Raw genomic sequence first — 23059 nt, 5'->3', positions numbered from 1 at the left:
GGCGTTGTCGTCGGTCGCCGACGCTCCGCGTCGACGCCCTCCTCCGCCTTGCGGCTGCACGCACCAGACCCCGCTCACCAGCGTCGACGAGGTGCCGTGCCTTGTCCTGCGACCTGATCCGCCGGACCGGCCCTAGGCCGCAGCCGCCTTCGCCGCCGTCAGGGCCTCGATCAGCCGCTCCGGCTCGCGCGTCGACAAGTACAGGTACGGAGTCGGGTCCTCCGGGTCCGTGACCACCACGCGCACGGCCCGCGGGATGTAGGCGCGCAGCAGCAGGAACGCCCGGGTGTCGGCCTTGTACGTGCGCCAGGCGCGGGCCTCCTCCGGATCGAGGATCTCCGCCTCGCCCAGCGCCGACACCGGCACCCGCGCCTCGCCCGCGATCAGCGAGTCGCCCACGACGCGGATGCGGACCGCGCCGTACGAACTGGCCGCCACCGCCGCCACCGCGGTGCCGCCCGCCAGGCCGCCCAGCATCGGCAGCGTGCCGAAGGGCAGCAGGATCAGCGCGAACGCCAGCCCCACCAGGAAGGAGACGAGCCACCAGGAGCGGGGCGCGGTGAGGCGTTCTTCGTACGGAGCCGTGGAGAGCTGCATGAACCAAGCTTGGCACGGGATCGGTGTTCGGCCGACGCACGGGTAAGGTCTGCGCCTGTGAGTGGTACTTCCCCAGGTCTTCAGCCCCCCGCCGACGCCGTGAAACCCGTACGGCACCCCGACGCGCCCGCCCCCGGCGAACTGCTCGGCGCCCACTACGGCCAGTGCTTCGGCTGCGGCGGAGACCAGCCCCACGGACTGCACCTCCAGGCACGGGCGGGCGAAGGCGTGTCGATCACCGCCGAGTTCGTCGTCCGCCCCGCCCATCAGGGCGCCCCCGGCCTGGCGCACGGCGGCGTGCTGGCCACCGCCCTGGACGAGACCCTGGGCTCGCTGAACTGGCTGCTGCGCACCATCGCGGTGACCGGACGGCTCGAGACCGACTTCCTGCGGCCGGTGCCCGTCGACACGACGCTGTACCTGGAGGCCGAGGTCACCGCGGTGGCCGGCCGGAAGATCTACTCCACCGCCACCGGACGGATCGGCGGGCCCGACGGCCCGGTGGCCGTCCGCGCCGACGCCCTCTTCATCGAGGTCAAGGTCGAGCACTTCGTCCAGAACGGCCGCGAGGAGGAGATCCGCGCCGCCATGGACGACCCCGACCAGCTCCGCCGCGCCCGCGCCTTCGAGGTGAACCCGTGAGCCGTGCCGGCCTCGAGGTCCTGGTCCGCCGCGTCGACCCCGACGTGCCGCTCCCCGAGTACGCACAGCCCGGCGACGCGGGCGCCGACCTGCGCACCACCGTCGGCTGCGAACTGGCGCCCGGCGAACGCGCCGTTCTGCCCACGGGCGTGTCTGTGGCGCTCCCCGAGGGGTACGCGGCCTTCGTGCACCCACGTTCCGGTCTGGCCGCCCGCTGCGGTGTCGCCCTCGTGAATGCCCCGGGGACGATTGATGCCGGGTACCGTGGGGAGATCAAGGTGATCGTGGTGAATCTCGACCCGCGCGAAAGCGTGCGGTTCGAGCGCTTCGACCGGATTGCCCAACTGGTCGTCCAGCAGGTCGAGAGGGTCCGCTTCCGTCAGGTCGCGGAACTTCCCGACTCGACGCGGGCCGAGGGGGGCTTCGGGTCCACCGGTGGCCACGCCGGGTTGGACCGTGCAAGCGGCACAAGCGGTCAGGTCGCCGACGGCGGCCCGACGGGTGGGAATCGATACGCTTCGGTCGTATCCGACCGGGAAGGACAGTGACGTGTTCGGACGTCGCAAGAAGAGGGATGCCGCCGAGGACGCGGCCGGCGAGACCGAGCAGGTCGTCGACAGCGTCGACACCGAGGCGGACGGAGAGCGCGAACGCGTGCGGCTCGAGCCCGAGCCGCGCCCCGACGGGCCCTGGGACAGCAGCGAGGTCCGCGACCCGGCCGAGGGCCGGGTGGACCTGGGCGGCCTGTTCGTCCCCGGGGTCGACGGCATGGAACTGCGGGTGGAGGTCGCCGGTGACGCGATCGTCGCCGCCACCGTCGTACTGCGCGACAGCGCCATCCAGCTCCAGGGCTTCGCCGCGCCCAAGCGCGAGGGCATCTGGGCCGAGGTGCGCGAGGAGATCGGTTCCGGCATCACCCAGCAGGGCGGCATCGTCGACGAGGTCGAGGGCCCCCTGGGCTGGGAGCTGCGGGCCCAGGTCCCGGTGCAGCTGCCGGACGGCACCAGCGGCTTCCAGGTCGTGCGGTTCGTCGGCGTGGACGGGCCCCGCTGGTTCCTGCGCGGTGTGATCTCGGGCCAGGGCGCGGTGCAGCCGCAGGCCGCCGGTCTGCTGGAGCAGATCTTCCGGGACACGGTCGTCGTCCGCGGCGAGGGCCCGATGGCCCCGCGCGACCCGATCGTCCTCAAGCTGCCGAACGACGCCCAGATGGTCCCCGAGGGCGTCCAGCAGGAGGAGGGCTCCCGCTTCGCCGGCGGCATGGGCCAGCTCCAGCGCGGACCGGAGATCACCGAGGTGCGTTAGGCAAAGACTTGGTACGGCTTTGCGCCGTACGCGCGCCACGACGGCCGCGCCCCCACGGCGGGGGTGCGGCCGTCGGCGTCGGGGCGGGTGCGCGATCGTCCGGGGCCGGTGCCACGCGTGGCTCGGAGACCGGCGGCGAAGGCGCCCACCTGATGCCCATGGGCATCGTCGGCGGGGCGCCGCCGCGGGCGATCCGGCCCCGGCCGTTGAACCCGTCCGCCTCCGCCGGTGATACTGGCGCCCGGTTTCACGGCGTACGGCGGGGGAGGGCGCGAGATGAGCCGGGTGGCCACCGGGACCATGGTGCGCGTCGAGGACGTACGGAAGTCGTACGGTCGCGGCAGCGCCGCCGTACACGCGCTGCGTGGCGTCTCCTTCGACATGCCGCGCGGGGAGCTGGTCGCCCTCAAGGGAAGGTCGGGCTCCGGGAAGACCACGCTGCTCAACATCGTCGGCGGCCTCGACACGCCGGACGCCGGGCGGGTCGAGGTCGACGGCCGGGACCTCGCGGAGCTGGACGAGGACGGACTGCTCGCCCTGCGCCGGGACCGGATCGGCTTCGTCTTCCAGTCCTTCGGACTCGTCCCCATCCTCACCGCCGCCGAGAACGTCGGCGTCCCGATGCGGCTGCGCCGGGCCGCACCGCGCGAGCGGGACGAGCGCGTCGAGCTGCTGCTCGCCCTCGTCGGCCTCTCCGGCCACGCCGCCCAGCGCCCCGGCGAACTGTCCGGCGGCCAGCAGCAGCGGGTCGCCATCGCCCGCGCCCTCGCCAACGACCCCGCGCTGCTGATCGCCGACGAGCCCACCGGCCAGCTGGACGCGGAGACCGGGCACTCCGTGATGGAGCTGCTGAGGGCCGTCGTACGCAGCGAGCGGGTCACCGCCCTGGTCGCCACCCACGACGCCGCCCTGCTCGACCTCGCCGACCGGGTGCTGGAGCTGCGCGACGGGGAGATCGTCGAGCAGTGACGCCACCGGGGGCGGGCGGCCGTCAGGGTTCCGTCAAAGACGACCGGCATCGGCACCCCCGCCCCTTTTGCCGCGATTGCGGGTCGTAGGGTCGACGCTGCGCACTCAGCGGTGACCGGAAGACAATGAGGCCATGGGACGCGGCAAGCTTCGGATCTACCTCGGCGCGGCGCCGGGCGTCGGCAAGACGTACGCCATGCTGTCCGAGGCGCACCGGCGCGTCGAACGGGGCACCGACTGCGTGGTGGCCTTCGTCGAGCACCACGGCAGGGCCCGCACCGAGGTGATGCTGCGGGGCCTGGAACAGGTCCCGCGCCGGGAGGTCGAGTACCGCGGCGCGGTCTTCACCGAGCTGGACCTGGACGCGGTCCTGGCCCGCGCACCCCGGGTGGCCCTGGTGGACGAACTGGCCCATACCAACGTCCCCGGCGTCCGCAACGCCAAGCGGTGGCAGGACGTGGAGGAACTGCTCGCCGCCGGGATCGACGTCGTCTCGACCGTCAACATCCAGCACCTGGAGTCGCTCGGCGACGTCGTGGAGTCGATCACCGGAGTACGGCAGCGCGAGACGGTGCCCGACGAGGTGGTGCGGCGCGCGGACCAGATCGAACTGGTCGACATGTCGCCGCAGGCGCTGCGCCGGCGCATGGCCCACGGCAACATCTACCAGCCGGACAAGGTCGACGCGGCGCTGTCCAACTACTTCCGCCCGGGCAACCTCACCGCCCTGCGCGAGCTGGCGCTGCTGTGGGTGGCGGACCGGGCCGACGAGTACCTCCAGCAGTACCGCAGCGAGCACCGGGTCTCGAAGATCTGGGGCTCGCGCGAACGCATCGTGGTCGGCCTGACCGGCGGCCCCGAGGGCCGGACGCTGATACGCCGGGCCGCGCGCCTCGCCGAGAAGGGCGCCGGCGGCGAGGTGCTGGCCGTGTACATAGCCCGCAGCGACGGGCTGACCTCCGCCTCCCCGAAGGAGCTGGCGGTCCAGCGCACCCTGGTGGAGGACCTCGGCGGCACCTTCCACCACGTCCTGGGCGACGACATACCGGCCGCCCTGCTCGACTTCGCCCGCGGCGTCAACGCCACCCAGATCGTCCTGGGCTCCTCGCGCCGCAAGGCCTGGCAGTACGTCTTCGGCCCCGGCGTCGGTGCCACGGTCGCCCGCGAGTCCGGACCCGACCTGGACGTCCACATCGTCACCCACGACGAGGTCGCCAAGGGACGCGGGCTGCCGGTGGCCAGGGGCGCGCGGCTCGGCCGTTCCCGGATCGTCTGGGGCTGGTTCGCGGGCCTCGGCGGACCGGTGCTGCTGACGCTGCTGCTCAGCACCGTCCACCTCGGACTCGCCAACGACGTCCTGCTCTACCTGGCGCTGACCGTCGCGGCCGCCCTGCTCGGCGGTCTGTACCCGGCGCTGGCCTCTGCGGCGGTCGGGTCGCTGCTGCTGAACTGGTTCTTCACGCCGCCCGTCAACCGGATCACCATCGCCGACCCGAGGAACATGCTTGCGCTCGCCATATTCGTGGGCGTGGCGCTCTCCGTCGCCTCGGTCGTCGACGTCGCGGCCCGCCGCACCCACCAGGCCGCCCGGCTGCGCGCCGAGTCGGAGATCCTGTCCTTCCTGGCCGGTGACGTGCTGCGCGGCGAGACCAGCCTGGAGACACTCCTCGAACGCGTCCGCGAGACCTTCGGCATGGAGTCCGCCGCCCTCCTGGAGCGGGAGGGCGACATGGCCCCCTGGACCTGCGCGGGCCGCGCCGGGTCGGGACCGCCCGTCGGCCGCCCGGAGGACGCCGACGTGGACATGCCCGTCGGCGACCACATGGCCCTCGCACTGACCGGCCGCGTGCTGCCCGCCGAGGACCGCCGGGTCCTGGCCGCCTTCGCCGCCCAGGCCGCCGTCGTCCTGGACCGGCGCCGCCTGCGCGAGGAGGCCGACCGGGCCCGCGCCCTGGCCGAGGGCAACCGGATCCGCACGGCGCTGCTGGCCGCCGTCAGCCACGACCTGCGCACCCCGCTGGCCGGCATCAAGGCGTCGGTGACCAGCCTCAGGTCGGACGACGTGGCCTGGTCGGACGAGGACCGGGCGGAGCTCCTCGAAGGCATCGAGGAGGGCGCCGACCGGCTCGACCACCTCGTGGGCAACCTGCTCGACATGTCCCGCCTCCAGACCGGTACGGTCACCCCGCTGATCCGCGAGATCGACGTCGACGAGGTGGCGCCGATGGCGCTCGGCGGGGTGCCCGAGGGAAGCGCGGAGCTGGACATCCCGGAGACGCTGCCCATGGTCGCCGTGGACGCCGGGCTCCTGGAGCGGGCGATGGCCAACCTGGTGGAGAACGCCGTCAAGTACAGCCCCGGCGACCGGACCGTCCTGGTCACCGCCAGCGCCCTCGCGGACCGCGTCGAGGTGCGCGTCGTCGACCGCGGGCCGGGCGTGCCGGACGACGCGAAGGACCGCATCTTCGAGCCCTTCCAGCGCTACGGCGACGCCCCGCGCGGGGCCGGGGTGGGGCTCGGCCTGGCCGTGGCCCGCGGCTTCGCCGAGGCGATGGGCGGCACACTGAACGCGGAGGACACGCCCGGCGGCGGCCTCACCATGGTCCTGACCCTCCGCGCGGCGGGCTCTTCCGGTTCCCCCGCGACGACCCCCGACCTCGTGACCGCAGAAAGCGCGACCGCAGAAAGGCAGGCCGCCGGATGACCCGCGTCCTCGTGATCGACGACGAACCGCAGATCGTGCGCGCCCTCGTGATCAACCTCAAGGCGCGCCACTACGAGGTCGACGCCGCCCACGACGGCGCCACCGCACTCCGGCTCGCCGCCGCCCGCCACCCCGACGTGGTGGTGCTGGACCTGGGCCTGCCCGACATGGACGGCGTCGAGGTGATCAAGGGGCTGCGCGGCTGGACCCGGGTGCCGATCCTGGTGCTGTCCGCCCGGCACTCCTCCGACGAGAAGGTCGAGGCGCTCGACGCGGGCGCCGACGACTACGTCACCAAGCCCTTCGGCATGGACGAGCTGCTGGCCCGGCTGCGGGCCGCCGTCCGCCGGGCCGAACCCGTTCCGGGCGGCGAGGACGAGGTGGTCGTGGACACCGCGGAGTTCACCGTCGACCTGGCCGCGAAGAAGGTCAACCGGGGCGGGAAGGACGTACGTCTGACGCCCACCGAATGGCATCTGCTGGAGGTGCTGGTGCGCAACACGGGGCGCCTGGTGAGCCAGAAGCAGCTGCTGCAGGAGGTGTGGGGGCCGTCGTACGGGACGGAGACGAACTACCTGCGGGTCTACATGGCCCAGCTGCGCCGCAAGCTCGAGGCGGACCCCGCGCACCCGCGGCACTTCATCACCGAGCCGGGCATGGGGTACCGCTTCGAGAAGTGAGCGGGAGCGCACGCCGGGTGAGGGGGGAGTGAGCCTCGCCATCCCGTCCCGAGAGGGGGGCATGGCTGTCGGCGGGCCCCGGTACGCTTCAGATATGAGTGCTGCTCCGCGTTCCGACAAGCCGGTGGGCCGGTTCCGGCGCATGTTCGACCGGCTCTCCTCGTCACAGGAGGAGCTGGAGTCGGAGGAACTGCGCGAGGACGCCGACACCGCCGGCTGCACCCGTATCGGAGACTGCCAGGACCGGCAGGTCGTGTCGGTAACTGGTACCTTGCGCACGGTCACCCTGCGGCCGCGTGCGGGCGTTCCGGCCCTGGAGGCCGAGCTGTTCGACGGCTCCGCCGCCCTGGACGTGGTGTGGCTGGGCAGACGCTCCATCGTGGGCATAGAGCCGGGGCGCAAGCTCATCGCATCGGGCCGGATCTCGATGAGTCACGGCCGCCGGGTGCTCTTCAACCCGAAATACGAACTGAGACCCCTCGGACGGGAGTAGCCGGTGACGTCGCTCGACAAGCCGACCGAAGAGACGACAGAGGCCGACGACGCCCGGGCGGTGACGGAGGCCGCGCTGTTCGAGGCGTTCGGCGGCGTGCGCGGCATGGTCGAGACGGTGCTGCCGGGACTGCTCTTCGTCACCATCTTCACGCTCAACAACGACCTGCACATGTCGGCGATCGCGGCCCTGGCCGTGTCGGTGGTGCTGGTCGTGGTCCGGCTGGCGATGAAGGACACCGTCAAGCACGCGTTCAGCGGGGTCTTCGGCGTCGCCTTCGGCGTGGTTTTCGCGATGATGACCGACAACGCCAAGAACTTCTATCTGCCGGGCATGCTCTACACCCTGGGTCTGGCGCTGGCGTACATCGTCACCTCGCTCGCCGGGGTTCCGCTGATCGGCCTGATCCTCGGCCCGGTCTTCAAGGAGAACCTGTCCTGGCGCACCCGCAACCCGGGCCGCAAGAAGGCGTACACCAAGGCCAGCTACGCCTGGGGCTTCATCCTGCTCGCCAAGTCGGCCATCCTCTTCCCGCTGTACTGGTGGGCGGACACGGAGCAGCTCGGCTGGGTCCTGGTCACCCTGAAGATCCCGCCCTTCCTGCTCGCCGTCTGGCTGACCTGGGTCTTCCTGGCCAAGGCGCCGGCCCCCATCGACGTCTTCGCGGAGATGGAGGCGGCGGAGAAGGCCGAGAAGGCGGAGAAGGCCGAGCGGGAACGGCGCGAGCAGGAGGCCGCCGGGACTCTGCCGCCGGGGTCGTCCGAGGGCGACGGCGAGGCCGCGGACCTGCGCGGCGGCAGGCACCGCAAGGCCTGACGGCCGGGACGGCGCAGCACGGCGGTGGGGGCGCCCGGAACTCTCCGGGCGCCCCCACCGCCGTGAACGGACCCTCCGTGCCGGACGGATCCCGGTGCCGGTCAGACCACGCCGTCGGGCCGTCGCCGGGCCGACAGCAGGTCCTCCAGCTGCTCCTCACGGGCCTGAGCGGCGACGAAGAGCAGTTCGTCGCCCGCCTCCAGGGAGTCCTCCCGGGACGGCGTCAGCACCCGGGTGCCGCGGATGATCGTCACCAGCGAGGTGTCCTCGGGCCACTGGACGTCGCCGACCTGGGTACCGGCCAGGGCCGACTCCTCCGGCAGCGTCAGCTCGACCAGGTTGGCGTCGCCGTGGCTGAAGCGCAGCAGCCGGACCAGGTCGCCGACGCTCACCGCCTCCTCCACCAGGGCCGACATCAGCCGCGGGGTGGAGACGGCGACGTCCACGCCCCACGACTCGTTGAAGAGCCACTCGTTCTTCGGGTTGTTCACCCGGGCGACGACGCGCGGGACGCCGTACTCCGTCTTGGCCAGCAGGGACACGACCAGGTTGACCTTGTCGTCGCCCGTCGCGGCGATGACGACGTTGCAGCGCTGGAGCGCCGCCTCGTCCAGTGACGTGATCTCGCACGCGTCGGCGAGCAGCCACTCCGCCATCGGGACGCGCTCGACCGAGATGGCGGTCGGCGCCTTGTCGATGAGCAGGACCTCGTGGCCGTTCTCCAGCAGCTCGCCCGCGATCGAACGGCCGACCGCGCCGGCTCCGGCAATGGCGACCCTCATCAGTGACCGCCCTCCTCTTCGGGACCCTTGGCGAACGCCGCCTCGACCTTGTGGACCTCGTCGGTACGCATCATCACGTGCACGAGGTCACCCTCCTGCAGGACGGTCTGCGAGGAGGGCAGGATCGCCTCCCCGAGCCGGGTGACGAACGCGACCCGCACGCCCGTCTCCTCCTGGAGCCGGCTGATCTTGTGACCGACCCAGGCCGAGGAGGTGTGCACCTCGGCGAGCTGGACACCGCCGGTGGGGTCGCGCCACAGCGGCTCGGCACCCGAGGGCAGCAGCCGGCGCAGCATCTGGTCGGCCGTCCAGCGGACGGTGGCCACGGTGGGGATGCCCAGGCGCTGGTAGACCTCGGCACGGCGCGGGTCGTAGATACGGGCGGCGACGTTCTCCACGCCGAACATCTCGCGCGCCACACGGGCGGCGATGATGTTCGAGTTGTCACCGCTGGAGACGGCGGCGAAGGCGCCGGCCTCCTCGATGCCCGCCTCGCGCAGGGTGTCCTGGTCGAAACCGATCCCGGTGACCCGGCGGCCGCCGAACGAGGAACCGAGGCGCCGGAAGGAGGTGGGGTCCCGGTCGATCACGGCGACCGTGTGCCCCTGCTGCTCCAGGGTCTGGGCGAGCGCCGAGCCCACCCGCCCGCAGCCCATGATGACAATGTGCACGGCTCACACCACTCTTCTTCTCAGCCCTCTTACCGGGGTGAACATCCCGTTCATCTTCCTCTTTCGGCTCGACGGGCAAACATCCGCGGCCCCGCTGGGGGCCGCGGGGCACCATCATGCCGGTCCGCCGCCGCCGGACCCCGCCGGGGTGGTCGGTTCGCGTCGTTCAGTTCTGTTGAACCGCAACGCGGCCGTGCCTCAACACATTGACGGTGCCGTCTCCCTTCGCCGGTCCTGTGTTGAGGCCGGAATCCGATCGTTCGGTGGATGACGGGTCGGGGAGCGCTTGTCACGATGGACCCCGGAAGAGAACTGGCTGCGAGCCAGCCAAAAACCGGGCGGCGGTCCTTCGGGGCCGATCGGGACCGCCGCAGACCAGCACCCCGTCCGCTCACGGGAGTGCGGGGAGCACGCGAGGGCGACCTGGCACACCGAGCTGTCCGGCAGCACGCGTGGCAGACCCCTCGGACGATGGATACAGCCTGTACAACCTCGGGGGATGTGTGGAAATCAACATATTGGGACCGGTATCGATCAACACGCCGCACGGCGGCGGCGGGATCCGAGCCGGGAAGGTCCGCACGCTGGTGGCGACGCTCGCCGTCGACGCGGGCCGAGCCGTGTCGCTCGCGGACCTGGTGGACGAACTCTGGGGCACGACCCCACCCGACAACGTCCTCAACGCCCTCCAGGCGCACGCCGCGCGCGCCCGGAAGGTGATCAACGAGCGCGCCTGCCCCGAGCGGACCCGGGGCATCCTGCGCTCCGTTCTGGGCGGCTACCTCCTGGAGATCGACCCGCAGTGCGTGGACGGCAACCGTTTCCTGCGGCTCGTCTCGCAGGGCGCCGCCGTGCTCCCCGCCGACCCGGCGCGCGCCGTCGAACTGCTGGAGGCGGGGCTGCGGCTGTGGCGCGGCCCCGCCCTCATCGACGCGGGCGAGGGCAGGCGCTGCCGGGGCGCGGCGGCCCTGTTCGAGGAGCGCCGGCTCACGGCCCTGGAGGACCTGGTGAGCGCGCTGTTCCTGCTCGGCGGCGAGGCGAAGGCGATCGCCATGCTCCAGCAGTTGGTGGCGCAGTACCCGCTGCGCGAGCGGTTCTGCGAGCTGCTGATGGTCGGCCTCTACCGGGTGGGACGCCAGGGCGACGCGCTGGAGTCGTACCACCTGGCCCGGAAGCGGCTCGACGAGGAGCTGGGCGTCCAGCCGGGAGCGCTGCTGCGCCGACGGCACGCCGAGATCCTGGCGCAGGACCCGGTTCTGAAGGTGCCGTCCACGCTGCGGCGGGAACCGCAACCGCCGGCGGACAGCGGCCTGCTCACCGCCTGACGGCCCCGTTCGGGCCGGTCGCGCGGCCGGCGCCCTTGTGAACAGGAACGAGAAGTTGTCAGACAAGGAAACAGTCACGGACGGGGGCGCGGCGCCGGTGTCACCGGCGCCGCCCTGCCCCCCGGAACCGATCGCCATCGTCGGCATGTCCGCCCTTCACCCCCGCGCCCACGGCATCGAGGAGCTGTGGCGGCTGCTGATCGCCGACGCCCCGCCGTCCGGCGCCGACGCGGGATCGGCACCGGCGAGCCTCGGCGACATCGAGGTCGACGTCGCGCGCTTCGGCATCCCGCCGGCCCAGGCGGCCTCCATGGCCCGCCTGCAACTGCTCATGGTGGAGGCGGCCCGCCAGTGCCTCGACGACGCCTCGGGCTCCGGCGGCCTCCCGGCCCGCACGGATGTCGTCGTGGGCACCTGCCTCGGCCTGGACCGGCAGTACGCCAACGCGCTGCGCGTCGACGGCGCCCGCTACGCCCGGGACCTGGCGGAGGTCCTCGCGGACGGCACCTGGCGCGACACCGGCACCGACCCGCGGGAGGCCGAGCGGGAACTCAACGACGTACTGGCACGCCGGCTCGGCGCCTCCCCGCACGACCGGGTGGGCGAAATGGCCAGTACGATCCCGGCGCGCATCGCGTCCGCCTTCAAGCTGCGCGGACGCACCCTCGCCGTCGAGTCGGCGGACGCCACCTCGTACTGGGCCCTCGCCCATGCCGTGGACAGCCTGCGCGCCGGGCTGACCGACGCCGCGCTGGTCGTGGTGGGGCAGCGCGACGAGGGCCGGTTCGCGCGGCGGGCGCTGGCGGCGAAGGGATTCGCGGCCGGACCGGACGGGGCCGGCGACGCCCCCGTACTCGCCGAGGGACTCGGGGCGCTGCTGCTCAAGCGCCGCTCGACCGCGCGGCGGGACGGCGACCGCGTGTACGCGTCGGTCCTGGACTGCGCGTTGCGGCACGAGGGGCGGCCGGGCACCTTCCGCCACTCGCTGTCGGCCGGGCACCGCAGGGCGGTCGCCGAGGCCGCGCACCGTACGGCGGGCGTCGCGCCCGGGTCGGTGGGCCTCGTCGAGTGCGCCGGGCAGGGCACGGACGCGCTGGGGCGCGCCGAGCAGGAGGCCATCGCCGCGCTCCACGCCGGCGCGCCGCGGGGCTCGGTGGCCCTGGGCAGCGTGCGCGACCGGCTCGGCCACACCTTCGCCAACGCGGGGCTCGCCGGTGTCACCAAGGCGGCGCTGGCCCTGCACCACCGCACCGTGCCCCCGGCGCGGACCGGCACCGGGCCCGCCGCGACCGCGGAGCCGTTCCGGGCGCCGCGCACGGCCGAGCCGTGGGGACCGCCCGCGGACGGCACGCCCCGCCGGGCGGCGGTGCTGGGCTCCTCGCTGACCGGAACGGTCTGCCACGTGCTGCTCGAAGAGCACGTACCGGCTGCCGCCGGGACTCCGGAACCTGCCGCCGGCTCGCCGGACGGCGTCGCGGCCGGCTCGGGGGACGGGACCGTGAGTGGTTCGCAGGCCCGTGCGTCGGTGGGCTCGGCGGACGGCGCCCTGGCCGGCCCGTACGCCGGTGCCCGGGTCGGCCCGGCCGGTGTGAGCCCCGGGGCCGAGGGGGCAGCCGCCGTGCGCGGTGGCGCCGACGCGTCCGGGGACGGTGGCGCCGGTCTGCCCGGAGGGGGCGGCGCCGGTCTGCCGGGAGGCGGTGCCGTCGGCTCCCCCGTACGCGGCGGAGCCGGTTCGCCGGTGCGGGGCGGTGCCGCGGCGCCGGTGCGCGGTGTCGGGGAGCCCGTCGCGATCGTCGGCTTCGGCGGGCGGTTCGCCGACTCGCCCGACGCGGACGGCTTCTGGCGGACCATGCTCTCCGGGCGGGACCGGATCGGGCCGCTGCCGGCCGAGTCCTTCGACCGCGACCTCTACCACGCGCCGGGCGCGCTCGCCCGCGGCCGCAGCTACACCGACCTCGGCGCGCCCGTCCCGGTGCCGGACGCGCCGCCCGCCGGGATGCGCATCCCGCCCCACCGGTACGCGGCGATGGACGCGGCCCAGCGCCTCGCACTCGACGTGGCGACCGAGATGTTCGCCCGCCACGGGCGCCCGCCGCACTCGCTCAAGGGCGTCGGCACGGTGGCCGTGGGCAGCAACCTGGGCCTGTCCAGGGAACGCCGGCTGCACACGGGCCTGTGCCTGGACGACCTGGAGGCGGACGTCCGTTCCCTCGCCGCGCTCGGCCGGCTGGGGCCGGACGAGGTCGAGACGCTGACCAAGCTGGTGCGGGACCGGTTCGCGGATCCGGGCCCGGTCGACGTGCCGGCCGCCTGGGACGGCAGCGTCGCCAGCGGCATCGCCGCCCTGGTCGGCAACGAACACCGCCTGGACGCCGTACCGGTGGCCGTGGAGGCCGCCTGCGCCTCCTCGCTGGCGGCGCTCGACGTCGCGGTGGGACGACTGCGCGCCGGCGCCGCCGACTACGCCGTCGCCGGGGGAGTGGAACTGCCCTGCAACGCACGGGACATGGTGCTGTGCTCCGCGCTGGGCCTGCTGTCGCACAGCAGGATCACCCCTTTCGACGCGGCGGCCGACGGCTTCACCCCGGGCGACGGCTGCGCGCTGTTCCTGCTCAAGCGCCTGGCGGACGCCCGGCGCGACGGCGACCCGGTGTTCGGCGTGCTCCGCGCGGTCGGTGCCTCCAACGACGCCAAGTCGCTGATCGCGCCGGACGCCGACGGCCAGGCGCGGGCGGTGCGGCAGGCCTTCGCCCAGGTGGACTTCGGACCGGACGACGTGGACTACCTGGAGGCCCACGGCACCGGGACCCGGCTGGGCGACCGGGTGGAGGTCGCCGCCGTCGCTCAGGTGTACGGCACGGGGCGGCGCGGCGCACCGCTGCACATCGGGTCCGCCAAGTCCTTCCTCGGCCACACCTTCGCCGCGGCCGGCGCGGCCGGACTGCTGCGCACGCTCCAGGCGTTGCGGCAGACGACCCTGCCGCCCAGCGTCAACCTGAGCGAACTCAGCCCCGACCTCGCCCTGGACGCCGTCCCGGCGCGGGTGGCCACGCAGGCCCTGCCCTGGCCCGCCGGGCCGGACCGGCCGCGGCGCGCCGCGGTGAGCGCGTTCGGAACCGGCGGCATCAACTACCACCTGCTCATCGAGGAAGGCACGGACGCAACGCGATGAACTTCGATTTCGAGGCCGGGTTCGACGCCGAGACGGCGGAGATGCGCGACATGGTCGTGCGGTTCGCCCGGCGCGAGCTGGACTCTTCCGGACGCTTCGCCGACGCCGACGACTTCCGGCGGCGCTGGCGCCTGGCAGGCAAACAGGGCCTGGTGGGCACCACCGTGCCGGGCGAGTACGGCGGCAGCGGCCTGGACGCGGTGGCCGCGGCCGCGACGATGGAGGCGCTCGGGTACGGCTGCGCGGACACCGGCTTCGCCTTCTCGGTCGCCGCGCACCTGTTCGCCGCCGTGATGCCGATCGTCGAGTTCGGCACCGAGGAGCAGCGCGCCGCGTGGCTGCCGGCCCTCAGCTCGGGCGAGCGGATCGCCGCGCACGCCATCACCGAGCCGGAGGCCGGGTCGGACGCGCTGCGTCTGCGCACCCGCGCCCGGGCCGTCGACGGCGGCTACGTCCTCAACGGTTCCAAGTGCTTCATCACCAACGCCCCGGTGGCCGACATGTTCGTGGTGCAGGCCGCCACCGACCCGAACGGCGGCTTCTTCGGGCTGACCACCTTCCTGGTCGAGGCATCCACCCCGGGGCTCACGGTGGGGCAGCCGTACGACAAGGTCGGGCTGCGCGGCTCCCCGACGGCCGACGTCCACTTCGACGACTGCCCCGTCCCGGCCGCCGCGGTACTGGGGGCGGAGGGTGCCGGGGCGAGCATCTTCTCCGGGTCCATGAAATGGGAGCGCACCTGCCTCTTCGCGGCCTACCTCGGAGCGATGCGCCGGGTGCTGGAGTCCACGGTGGAACACGCCCGGGACCGGGAGCAGTTCGGCTCGCCCATCGGGGAGTTCCAGGCGGTCAGTCACCGCATCGTCGACATGCTGGGCCGCTACGAGGGTGCCAGGCTGCTGCTCTACCGGGCGGCGCGGTCACTGGCCGACGGCACGGCGGACGAGATCGGCCCGGCCCTCGCGAAGATCGCGGTCAGCGAGGCCGCCGTGCAACTCGGGCTGGACGCCGTCCAGGTGCGGGGTGCGCTGGGCGTGCTGGACGGGGAGGCGGAGACCCTGCTGCGGGACGCGCTGCCCGCCCGGATCTTCTCCGGTACCAACGAGATCCAGAAGAACAACGTAGCGCGAGCGCTGGGCCTGGGGCGCCGGCGTCCCGCGGCACGCCGCTGAACGCACAGGGGAGAAACCAGACATGGACGTCATCATCCACCGTATTCGTCTGCACGACGGAGTGGACCCGGCCCGTTTCGAGGCCTGGGTCCGGGACGTCGACTACGCGACCTGTCCGCTCCTGCCCAGTGTGCGCGCCTTCGCGGTGCAGCGGGTGAGCACGGAACGGGACGCTCCATTCCACTACTTCGAGACCATCACGGTGAGCACGCTGGACGCATTCTCCAGGGACATGAAATCGGAAGCCTTTCAGGGCCTGGTCGCCGCATTCGACACGATGGCCTCGGTTGTCGAGGAGATGAGCGGCGAACGCGTGGAACCGGGCTACGTGGCACGGCCCTGACGCGGCGGTCCGCCGGCACGGCGGAGCCCCGGGGGACCGAACGGCGGCGTAGCCGTCCGGCCCCCCCGGAGGCGCGGGAATCTCAGCGTGTCGGAGAGCCGTAGCCCGGGCAGGTGCCCAGGAGCCCCGACTCGTAGGCGATGGCGACGGCCTGGGCGCGGGTCGCCGCACCCAGTTTGCGCAGGACCCGGTGCACATGCGACCGGACCGTGGTGGACGAGACGGAAAGGTGCCCGGCCATCTCGGTGTTCGTCTTCCCCTGGGTCAGTAAAATAAGCACTTCTGTTTCCCGCGGAGTCAGGTCCGGGCGGAGATTCTTCGGTGCTTTGCTCCGCCAATAGCGCGTCAAGGCCTCCTGGGCCTCTTCCGGGGCGATTATGGCGTTCACTTCGGTGATGGTTTTGATGACGTGCACCAGCTCTTCGACCGATGTTTCCGCCGACAATACAGCGCGTACTCCGACACGGAGTGCCTCGAATGCGCGATGGGTGTTCTCCGGTTTGCTCAGGAGAATCGTCTTGCCGAGGCGGGCCAGCTCGGTCAGTCTGTCGATGTTGTCCAGGGTCACCAGGGGCGCGACGGCGACCAGGACGTCGGGCCCGGTCTCCGCCGCGGTGCTGAGCGAGCCACGCAGGGTGGTCTCCACCTGCACCTTCAGATGGTGCCGCTCCAGCAGTGCACGCATTCCCTCGCCCATGATGAGGCGGTCGCAGCACACCAGGACACGGGTCGTCATGCGCGGGCTTTCGGACGGGAGGGATCTGAATGGCTCATATGCTGCGGATCGGGCCCGGCGGTGACCGCTCGGAGCCGGACGCCTTTCTTTGCGATTCCCCCGATATGCGTCATGCGGCCAAACTTAGCACGCTTGTGCGCGCCTGGAGAGTGGCTTGTGACGTCCGGGTGACAGCCTGATACGAATCTGTTTCACCCTGATGAAGATCTTGTCGGGAATCTTGTGAATGCCGCTGGTCGCGTGCCTGTCCGCCTCAGATCGCCACGTGCCCGGCGGCGTCGTCGCGCCGGTGGGAGTGCGGCGCGGGACGTCCGGCGACACCGATCCGGCTCACGAAGAACGTGCGGCCGCCGGGCAGGGACAGCTCGCGCTCCAGCCGGACGCGCAGGTCCTCGTGCTGGATGACGATGCTGACGGGGTGCAGGGACAGCCCGTGCCGGGTCGCCCGCCACCAGTAGTCGGCCAGTCGCGCTCCGCCGCGCAGCAGTTCCGCCCGGGCGGGCGCCCGCTCCGCGAAACCCATGGTCACCACGGCCGGAGTGCGGCGCACGATGTCGGCGAGCCCGGCGGCCAGCACCCGGTGGTAGCCGACCTTCCCCAGCAGGTGCATCGTGGCCGGCGCCAGCGCGCGGCGCATCGCGGCCCGGCGCGGCCGGGACATCGGCCCGAAGAGCTGCTCCAGTGTGAACCCGTCTCCCCGCGCGGCGGCGTCCGCGAGGTCCCGGCGCAGGAAGGAGTGGGTCTCCCGCCAGGCGGCACGGTGCGCGAAGTCGAGGCCCGCGTGCCGGGCGACGAACGCGGCGAACGCGCGCAGGTCCCGCCGCTCGGTCAGGTGCCGCAGGCGGACCGCGTCCTTCCCGCCCTCCGGCGAGGCGGTCTTCGCCAGGTCGCGCAGCAGCTCCGCGGAGACCGGCGCCGGCCGGTACGGCCCGCGGTGGGTGCGGCGGGCCAGCGCGGTCTCGCGCAGGTCGTCCAGCCGCTCCGCGGACGGCGTCCCGGGGCGCAGCGCCACCACGCACAGCGGCGTCCACGCCGCCGGCCACCCGGCACCGAGCAGAGCACCACCGACGGCCCCGGACGCCCCCCGGGAGCCGCTCGCGGATCCGGACCCGCCCCCGGATCCGGTCTCGTCCCCACTGCCGGTCAAGCCGTCGCCGTCCAGGGTGCGCACCGCGGCGGCCGTCCAGCCCTGGGCCGCCAGGGCGCGCAGCAGGATCCGCCAGTAGATGCCGCAGCTCACCTCCATCTCGACGGCATGGGCGGCCAGCGCGGTCAGCTCCCGCTCGCGGTCCAGTGCCAGGACCAGGTACTCGTCCGCGTCCTGGCCGGTCAGGTCCGCCGCCGCCCGCCGCGCCGCCGTGGTCGTGGCACGGGCGAGGCCCCACGGCTGGCAGTTGTGCGAGGAGGGACTCAGCGCCGCCGTCCCCGCCGCCGCCTCAAGAGCCTGTGCGAACGTGGACACCGGCGCGGCGGCGTGGTCCGAGCTGCGGGTCGTCATGACGGTCTCCTCTTCGAAAGCCGGGCTCATCGCCCCACGAGAGCCAGGTGGTGGCCGTGGACGGCGCCCGCCCATCCCGTCGGCCGCCGCGTCTCGGCGGTGGGGGCGTGACGCAGCAGCCCGCCCCCGGGCCGCCAGGTGAAGCGGCCGTCCGGCAGCCAGCCGGTCAGCGCCACCTCGCGGGCGTCGACCCGCAGTCCGAAGCCGTAGTACTTGAGCACGGCCTCCTTGCACGTCCAGCGCAGGGCCGGCGGCATGGCCGCCAGCCGCCGGGCGTCCGGTGACGGCGCCCCCGGGTCGCACTCCCGGTCGAGCACCCTGGCCAGGGTCGGCGGCATCGGCCGGTCGTACTCCAGATCGACGCCGATCGCGTGCGGTCCGCACACCGCGACCGCGAAGTCCCCCGAGTGCGTCAGACCCACCTCGACGGGCGCGTCCACCACCGGCCTTCCCGCCTGGATGCCCCCGACCACGGTGCGCACCTCGACGGTGCCGGGCGCCCGGTCCACATGCCAGTGCCGCCGGCCGTGCGCACTGACGGCGTGCTTCAGCGCGAGCCGGCCGGCCAGCCACTCGTGCCTGCGGCGGGGCGCGTGCAGCATCGCGGCCCGCTCCGCCTCGGCGGGCGTCAGGTACCGCGCGCGCAGTTCGGCGAGGGCCTCCTCGCTCCGCCCGCGCAGCCAGCCGATGGACACCACGGCGAGGGTGAGCCGCCGCGCCGCCGGCGTCAAATGCGTGACCCGCAGCGGCCGGGACACGTCCAGCACCACCTGGTCCGCGAGGCCGCCCGCCGTGCGGGCCGTCGCGGTCTCACCGGGCGACATGACGGGGCAGCAGGAACGGGTAGGGCCGGTGCAGCACCTTGTTGTGGACGAAGCGGTCCGCCTTGCGCAGCCGCTGGATCAGCTCCCACATCCGCGCGTCCTCACGGTAGTAGGCCCTGACCTCCTCGGCGTCCAGCGGCCGGTCCAGGCGGGCGTTGGCCTGCTCGAGGAAGCGGGGGACCAGCCACTCCAGCCGCTCCTTGTGCAGGTTGCCGAGGAAATCGAGGACCACTCCGCGCGGCGTGTAGAACTTGTCGAAGATCGACTTCGTCATCGCCAGCCGCACCACGTCCCGCAGCAGCCACGGCAGCGAGGTGAAGAACAGGGGCACGTCGAGGAGTTCCCGCTCGCGTTCGTCGCGCATCAGCGGAGTCGTCACGTCGAGGTACACCAACTCGCCGTCGACCTCGATCCAGTTGGACGCCTGCCCGTCCAGCCCCAGCCGGGGCGTCACGGTCGCCTCGACGCGGTCGAGGAACCGCTCGAAGAACCCGTCGCACCAGGCCTCGCCGGCCGTGTGCAGCAGGCGCGAGCACAGCCGCTCCTCGGGCAGCGCCTCCTGGACGCAGTAGGCGACGGCCCGGCCGCCCCGCAGCGGCCGGTGCCACATGCGGGTCTCGGCGACCGAGACGCCGCCCTTGTCCAGCCGGGTGATGTAGTCGTCGACCAAGGCCGAGTGCCGGTCCAGCCGCTGTGGGGACGGGAAGACGGGCAGCCGCTTGCACGCGAACGCGCCCGCGTCGGTCTCCAGGCGCAGCACCAGCGTCACCTCCCCGTAGCCGAGGATGGTCAGGGCCCGGTCGTCGGTGGTCCGCAGCGCCCGCGTGACCTCGTCCTCCAGGGTGTCGAGCGCGTCGGAGGGTACGGAGAAGGTCATGGCCGGGTCACCGGGCTTCCCGGGTCGGGCCCGACGGCGCGGCGAACCGCCCGCCCGGCGACGAGTGGTACCGGTACAAGAGGTAGATCGCGGCGGCGAAGAACGCGGCGTCCATCACCAGGATCTGCGGGACACTGCTCACCAGGATGATCACGAACATCACCAGCATCAGCAACTGTCCGTAGAGCGCGGCGATCACCAGGCCCCGGCGGTTCCACAGCAGAGCCACGCCCGCCGCGACCATCGCGACGGCGACGAACCACATGACGCCGGTGGGGTGGCCGTCCAGCCAGTCCACGAAGCCGGAGATCACGGTTCCTTGGTTGGCTTCCGAGGCGTCGTCCAGGCGCCCCTCCACCGATTCCAGCTGCGGGAAGAACTTGCCTATCCCCGCAAGGATGTAGAGGGCGCCGACGATGCGCTGGAGGATCAGGTTTCGTCCGGTCACGGGACAGCTTCTTCCGGAGGTTGACGAGGGGCGCCCCGAACGGGGGACGCTCGTGACGGGGTACGGGGCCGCGCGTACGGGTCCGCGCGTACGCGTTCGGGGAGACGGCCGGGGGCGGTGGCCGCCGGGCGGGCTCTACGGGGAGGCGAAGACCAGGACCGCGTTCTGCCCGCCGAAGCCGAAGGAGTTGCTCATCGCCAACTCCACCTTCTGCTCCCGCGGGGCGCCGGCGACCACGTCCAGGTCGACGGCGGGGTCCTGCCGCCGGAGGTTCGCGGTCGGCGGGACGGTGGACCGCTCGACGGACAGCACGGTCAGCGCCGCCTCGATGGCACCGGCGGCGCCCAGCGTGTGCCCGAGGACACCCTTGGTCGAGGTGACGGTCGCCCCGTCGCCCAGCAGCCGGCCCAGCACCGCGGCCTCCACCGCGTCGTTGAGCGGCGTCGAGGTGCCGTGCGCGTTCACGTGGTCGATGTCGCGGCCCGAGACGCCTGCCTGGGCCAGGGCCGCCTCCATCGCCCGCTGCGCGCCGGCGCCCTCGGGATCGGGTGCCGTGACGTGGTGGGCGTCGGCCGACGCGCCGTGACCCACGAGCCGGGCACGGACCGTGGCGCCGCGCGCCTCGGCGTCCGCCGGCCGCTCCAGGACGAGCATGCCGCTGCCCTCGCCGATGACGAAGCCGTCCCGGTCGGCGTCGAAGGGCCGGGACGCCGCCGCGGGCTCCCCGACCCGGCGGGACAGCGCGCCCATCTGCGCGAAGCCGGTGACCATGAGCGGGCTGACCCCGGCCTCGCTGCCACCGGCCACGACGATGTCGCACGTCCCGTCCTGCAGCAGCCGGGCGGCGGTGCCGAGCGCGGTGCCGCCCGAGGCGCAGGCGGTCGCGGTCACCAGGTTGGGGCCGAGGGCCCGCAGGTCCATCGCGAGGTGCCCGGCCGCCATGTTGGGCACCAGCATCGGCACCAGCAGCGCGGAGACCGCCTCGGGACCGCGCTCCAGCAGCCGCCGGTGCTGGGTCTCCCACGTCGACACGCCGCCCAGCCCGCAGCCCACGACCACGCCCACCCGGGCACCGTCCCAGGTCAGCGGATCGAGTCCGGCGTCGGCCACGGCCTCCCGGGCGGCCACGATCGCCAGCTGTACGAAGCGGTCGTGCACCAGCTTGCTGCGCCGGTCCACGTGGCGCGCCGGGTCCAGGCCCGGCACCGCACAGGCGATGTCCACGGGCAGTCCCGCGAGCCGGTCGTCCTTGGCTCCCGCCGACTCCCCGCGCAGCACCCCTTCCCAGGTGGCGTCGACGCCCAGTCCGGCCGCGGTCACCAGACCGAGTCCGGTCACGGCAACGGAGCGGTCGGTCATGACGCCGTGGCCGCTATCTCGCTGTCGACCAGCGCCACCGCGTGGGCGATGGTGTCGGTCGGGACCGCGGCGTCGTCGCTGATCTTCACACCGAACTCGGACTGGATGACGAGGAGCAGTTCCACGAGGAACAGCGAGTCCATCTCCAGCTCTTCGAAGGTCACGTCCGGACGGATCGCAGCGCGGTCCACCGCGAAACCGTCGACCAGCAGATCAACGAGCCTGTCGTAGGTGGTGCTCATCAGTGTGGTCCGCCTTTCCTGGGTGGATCGGTCGCCGCATGCCGCCCCGGCCCGCCGACGGGGTGGTGCGCGTGCGGCGTGCGGCGGCGATGCGACGCTGCGTCAAGTCTGGGGCGGTGCGCTGACGGCCCGCTGACGGCTGGCTGACCCCGGGGCGCTGCGCCCGCCGGACGGGAGCCGCGGTCAGCGGGACGTCAGCGCCCGGTCAGGGGACCCGGCCAGACTCGGTGCGGCCGGGGTGCCCGGGTTACTCCCCGCACCGGCCGGCCGGTAAACCGTCCATCACGCGAGGAGCACACACGTGGTTTCCCGTCTCCGCCGCCGCACGTGCCGGCAGACCGCACACCGGAGCCGCTCCGTGGGCGGTGCCCGGTGAGCCGGGCGTCCGTGGTAGCCGGCATCGGCTCCTGTCTGCCGTCCAGGTGCGTCACCAACGCCGAGCTGGAACGGACCATGGACACCTCGGACGCCTGGATCAGGGCGCGGACGGGCATCGCGCAGCGCTACGTCGCCGACGACGGCACCCGCACCTCCGACCTGGCGGTGGGCGCCGCCGAGCGGGCGCTGAAGTCCGCGCGTCTGACCCCGGACGCGATCGACGCGGTCATCGTGGCCACGACCACCCCGGACCGGCCCTGCCCGGCGACCGCGCCGACGGTGGCGGCCAGGCTGGGGGCCGGCCCGATCACGGCGTTCGACGTCGCCGCGGTGTGCTCCGGGTTCCTCTACGGGCTCGCCACGGCGTCCGGCCTGATCGCCTCGGGTGCCGCGGAACGGGTCCTCGTCATCGGCGCGGAGACGTTCTCCCGGATCCTCAACCCCGAGGACCGGTCCACCTCGGTGATCTTCGGTGACGGCGCGGGAGCCGTCGTCCTGCGGGCCGGCGAGGCGGACGAGACCGGCGCCCTCGGCCCGCTGCGGCTGGGCAGCGACGGCACCGGCGTGGACCTGATCACCGTGCCGGCCGGCGGCCCCCCGCGGCCGGGCGAGACGGCACCGGCCGACTCCGCCGACCGCTACTTCACCATGGAGGGCAAGCGGGTCTTCTGGCTCGCCGTCCAGCGCATGGGCGAGTGCGCGGCGAGCGTGCTCGACCGGGCCGGCTGGCAACTGGAGGACGTGGACTGGCTGGTCAGCCACCAGGCCAACCACCGCATCACCGCACGACTGGCCGACGAGATCGGCATTCCCCGACAGCGCAGCGTCGGCAACATCGCCGAGGTGGGCAACACGGCGGCCGCCTCCATCCCCCTCGCGCTCGACCACGCGCATGCCCAGGGCACCATCCGGCCCGGCGACCGGATCCTGCTCACCGCGTTCGGCGGCGGACTCACCTGGGGCGCCGCCGCACTGACCTGGCCCGCCATCGATCCGGTCTGAGGGCGGCGGGCCGGACCCGGAGCGGAG

At 73.2% G+C, this 23059-nt stretch carries 23 protein-coding genes; 13 read left to right on the top strand and 10 right to left on the bottom strand.

Annotated features, from left to right (window positions below; translation table 11 throughout):
* Positions 1-132 precede the first annotated feature (132 nt).
* Positions 133-597, bottom strand: coding sequence for a DUF3093 domain-containing protein (locus NI25_RS09965; protein WP_061442121.1), 465 nt, complete (start codon positions 595-597; stop codon positions 133-135).
* A gap of 57 nt (positions 598-654) precedes the next feature.
* On the opposite strand from NI25_RS09965, the gene NI25_RS09960 reads away from it, so the two are divergent.
* The 8 genes from NI25_RS09960 to NI25_RS09925 all read left to right on the top strand — a co-directional run bounded on the left by NI25_RS09960 (position 655) and on the right by NI25_RS09925 (position 8203).
* Positions 655-1239, top strand: coding sequence for a PaaI family thioesterase (locus tag NI25_RS09960; RefSeq protein ID WP_061442120.1), 585 nt, complete (start codon positions 655-657; stop codon positions 1237-1239).
* Positions 1236-1787 carry a dUTP diphosphatase gene (gene dut, locus NI25_RS09955; RefSeq protein ID WP_061442119.1) on the top strand — a complete coding sequence of 184 codons (552 nt, stop codon included), beginning with the start codon at positions 1236-1238 and terminating at the stop codon, positions 1785-1787. The genes NI25_RS09960 and dut overlap by 4 nt, the downstream gene beginning before the upstream one ends.
* A gap of 1 nt (position 1788) precedes the next feature.
* Positions 1789-2541 (top strand): DUF3710 domain-containing protein, encoded by a 753-nt coding sequence (locus tag NI25_RS09950; protein WP_061442118.1) that lies wholly within the window; start codon positions 1789-1791, stop codon positions 2539-2541.
* A gap of 276 nt (positions 2542-2817) precedes the next feature.
* Positions 2818-3510, top strand: coding sequence for an ABC transporter ATP-binding protein (locus NI25_RS09945; protein WP_061442117.1), 693 nt, complete (start codon positions 2818-2820; stop codon positions 3508-3510).
* 133 nt (positions 3511-3643) lie between these two features.
* Positions 3644-6214, top strand: a complete 2571-nt coding sequence (locus NI25_RS09940) for a sensor histidine kinase (protein ID WP_061442116.1) — start codon at positions 3644-3646, stop codon at positions 6212-6214.
* Positions 6211-6894 carry a response regulator gene (locus NI25_RS09935; protein WP_061442115.1) on the top strand — a complete coding sequence of 228 codons (684 nt, stop codon included), beginning with the start codon at positions 6211-6213 and terminating at the stop codon, positions 6892-6894. Before NI25_RS09940 ends, NI25_RS09935 begins: the two co-directional genes overlap by 4 nt.
* A gap of 94 nt (positions 6895-6988) precedes the next feature.
* A complete protein-coding gene (locus NI25_RS09930; RefSeq protein ID WP_078884578.1) occupies positions 6989-7387 on the top strand; it encodes an OB-fold nucleic acid binding domain-containing protein in 399 nt (132 codons plus the stop codon).
* A 3-nt stretch (positions 7388-7390) separates the two neighbouring features.
* A complete protein-coding gene (locus tag NI25_RS09925) occupies positions 7391-8203 on the top strand; it encodes a DUF3159 domain-containing protein (RefSeq protein WP_061442114.1) in 813 nt (270 codons plus the stop codon).
* A 101-nt stretch (positions 8204-8304) separates the two neighbouring features.
* Here the strand turns inward: NI25_RS09925 and NI25_RS09920 are convergent, their stop codons facing one another.
* Positions 8305-8985 (bottom strand): potassium channel family protein, encoded by a 681-nt coding sequence (locus NI25_RS09920; RefSeq protein WP_061442113.1) that lies wholly within the window; start codon positions 8983-8985, stop codon positions 8305-8307.
* The gene (locus NI25_RS09915) at positions 8985-9656 is read right to left on the bottom strand and encodes a potassium channel family protein (protein WP_061442112.1); all 672 of its coding nucleotides are present in this window, start codon (positions 9654-9656) and stop codon (positions 8985-8987) included. Before NI25_RS09915 ends, NI25_RS09920 begins: the two co-directional genes overlap by 1 nt.
* 518 nt (positions 9657-10174) lie before the next feature.
* On the opposite strand from NI25_RS09915, the gene NI25_RS09910 reads away from it, so the two are divergent.
* The 4 genes from NI25_RS09910 to NI25_RS09895 all read left to right on the top strand — a co-directional run bounded on the left by NI25_RS09910 (position 10175) and on the right by NI25_RS09895 (position 15668).
* The gene (locus NI25_RS09910) at positions 10175-10981 is read left to right on the top strand and encodes an AfsR/SARP family transcriptional regulator (RefSeq protein ID WP_228955312.1); all 807 of its coding nucleotides are present in this window, start codon (positions 10175-10177) and stop codon (positions 10979-10981) included.
* 97 nt (positions 10982-11078) lie between these two features.
* Positions 11079-14153, top strand: a complete 3075-nt coding sequence (locus tag NI25_RS40115; RefSeq protein WP_420710809.1) for a polyketide synthase — start codon at positions 11079-11081, stop codon at positions 14151-14153.
* Entirely contained in the window at positions 14150-15325 is a 1176-nt protein-coding gene (gene redW, locus NI25_RS09900) for an L-prolyl-[peptidyl-carrier protein] dehydrogenase (RefSeq protein ID WP_061442110.1), read from the top strand. The genes NI25_RS40115 and redW overlap by 4 nt, the downstream gene beginning before the upstream one ends.
* Before the next feature lie 22 nt (positions 15326-15347).
* Positions 15348-15668 (top strand): RedY protein, encoded by a 321-nt coding sequence (locus tag NI25_RS09895; protein ID WP_061442109.1) that lies wholly within the window; start codon positions 15348-15350, stop codon positions 15666-15668.
* Between the two features lie 82 nt (positions 15669-15750).
* On the opposite strand, the gene NI25_RS09890 is transcribed toward NI25_RS09895, so the two are convergent.
* The 7 genes from NI25_RS09890 to NI25_RS09860 form a co-directional block, all read right to left on the bottom strand.
* Positions 15751-16404 (bottom strand): helix-turn-helix transcriptional regulator, encoded by a 654-nt coding sequence (locus tag NI25_RS09890; RefSeq protein ID WP_061442108.1) that lies wholly within the window; start codon positions 16402-16404, stop codon positions 15751-15753.
* Positions 16405-16657: 253 nt separating this feature from the next.
* On the bottom strand, positions 16658-17902 hold the full coding sequence (locus NI25_RS09885; protein WP_061442107.1) for a hypothetical protein: 1245 nt from the start codon (positions 17900-17902) through the stop codon (positions 16658-16660).
* 26 nt (positions 17903-17928) lie between these two features.
* Positions 17929-18726: a 4'-phosphopantetheinyl transferase family protein gene (locus NI25_RS09880; RefSeq protein ID WP_061442106.1), complete on the bottom strand. Its 798-nt coding sequence runs from the start codon at positions 18724-18726 to the stop codon at positions 17929-17931.
* A complete protein-coding gene (locus tag NI25_RS09875) occupies positions 18713-19603 on the bottom strand; it encodes a DUF6206 family protein (protein WP_061442105.1) in 891 nt (296 codons plus the stop codon). Before NI25_RS09875 ends, NI25_RS09880 begins: the two co-directional genes overlap by 14 nt.
* A gap of 7 nt (positions 19604-19610) precedes the next feature.
* Positions 19611-20051, bottom strand: coding sequence for a DUF6041 domain-containing protein (locus NI25_RS09870; protein WP_061442104.1), 441 nt, complete (start codon positions 20049-20051; stop codon positions 19611-19613).
* Between the two features lie 135 nt (positions 20052-20186).
* On the bottom strand, positions 20187-21410 hold the full coding sequence (locus NI25_RS09865; RefSeq protein WP_061442103.1) for a beta-ketoacyl-[acyl-carrier-protein] synthase family protein: 1224 nt from the start codon (positions 21408-21410) through the stop codon (positions 20187-20189).
* Positions 21407-21652, bottom strand: a complete 246-nt coding sequence (locus NI25_RS09860; protein ID WP_061442102.1) for an acyl carrier protein — start codon at positions 21650-21652, stop codon at positions 21407-21409. Before NI25_RS09860 ends, NI25_RS09865 begins: the two co-directional genes overlap by 4 nt.
* 372 nt (positions 21653-22024) lie before the next feature.
* On the opposite strand from NI25_RS09860, the gene NI25_RS09855 reads away from it, so the two are divergent.
* A complete protein-coding gene (locus NI25_RS09855; RefSeq protein WP_061442101.1) occupies positions 22025-23032 on the top strand; it encodes a beta-ketoacyl-ACP synthase III in 1008 nt (335 codons plus the stop codon).
* Positions 23033-23059: the final 27 nt, after the last annotated feature.

This window comes from Streptomyces sp. CCM_MD2014 (assembly GCF_000772045.1).
In the GTDB taxonomy this organism is placed as follows: Bacteria; Actinomycetota; Actinomycetes; order Streptomycetales; family Streptomycetaceae; genus Streptomyces; species Streptomyces salinarius.
The sequence above is the reverse complement of the archived record's forward strand: the minus strand, read 5'-3'. Positions and strand labels throughout refer to the sequence as shown.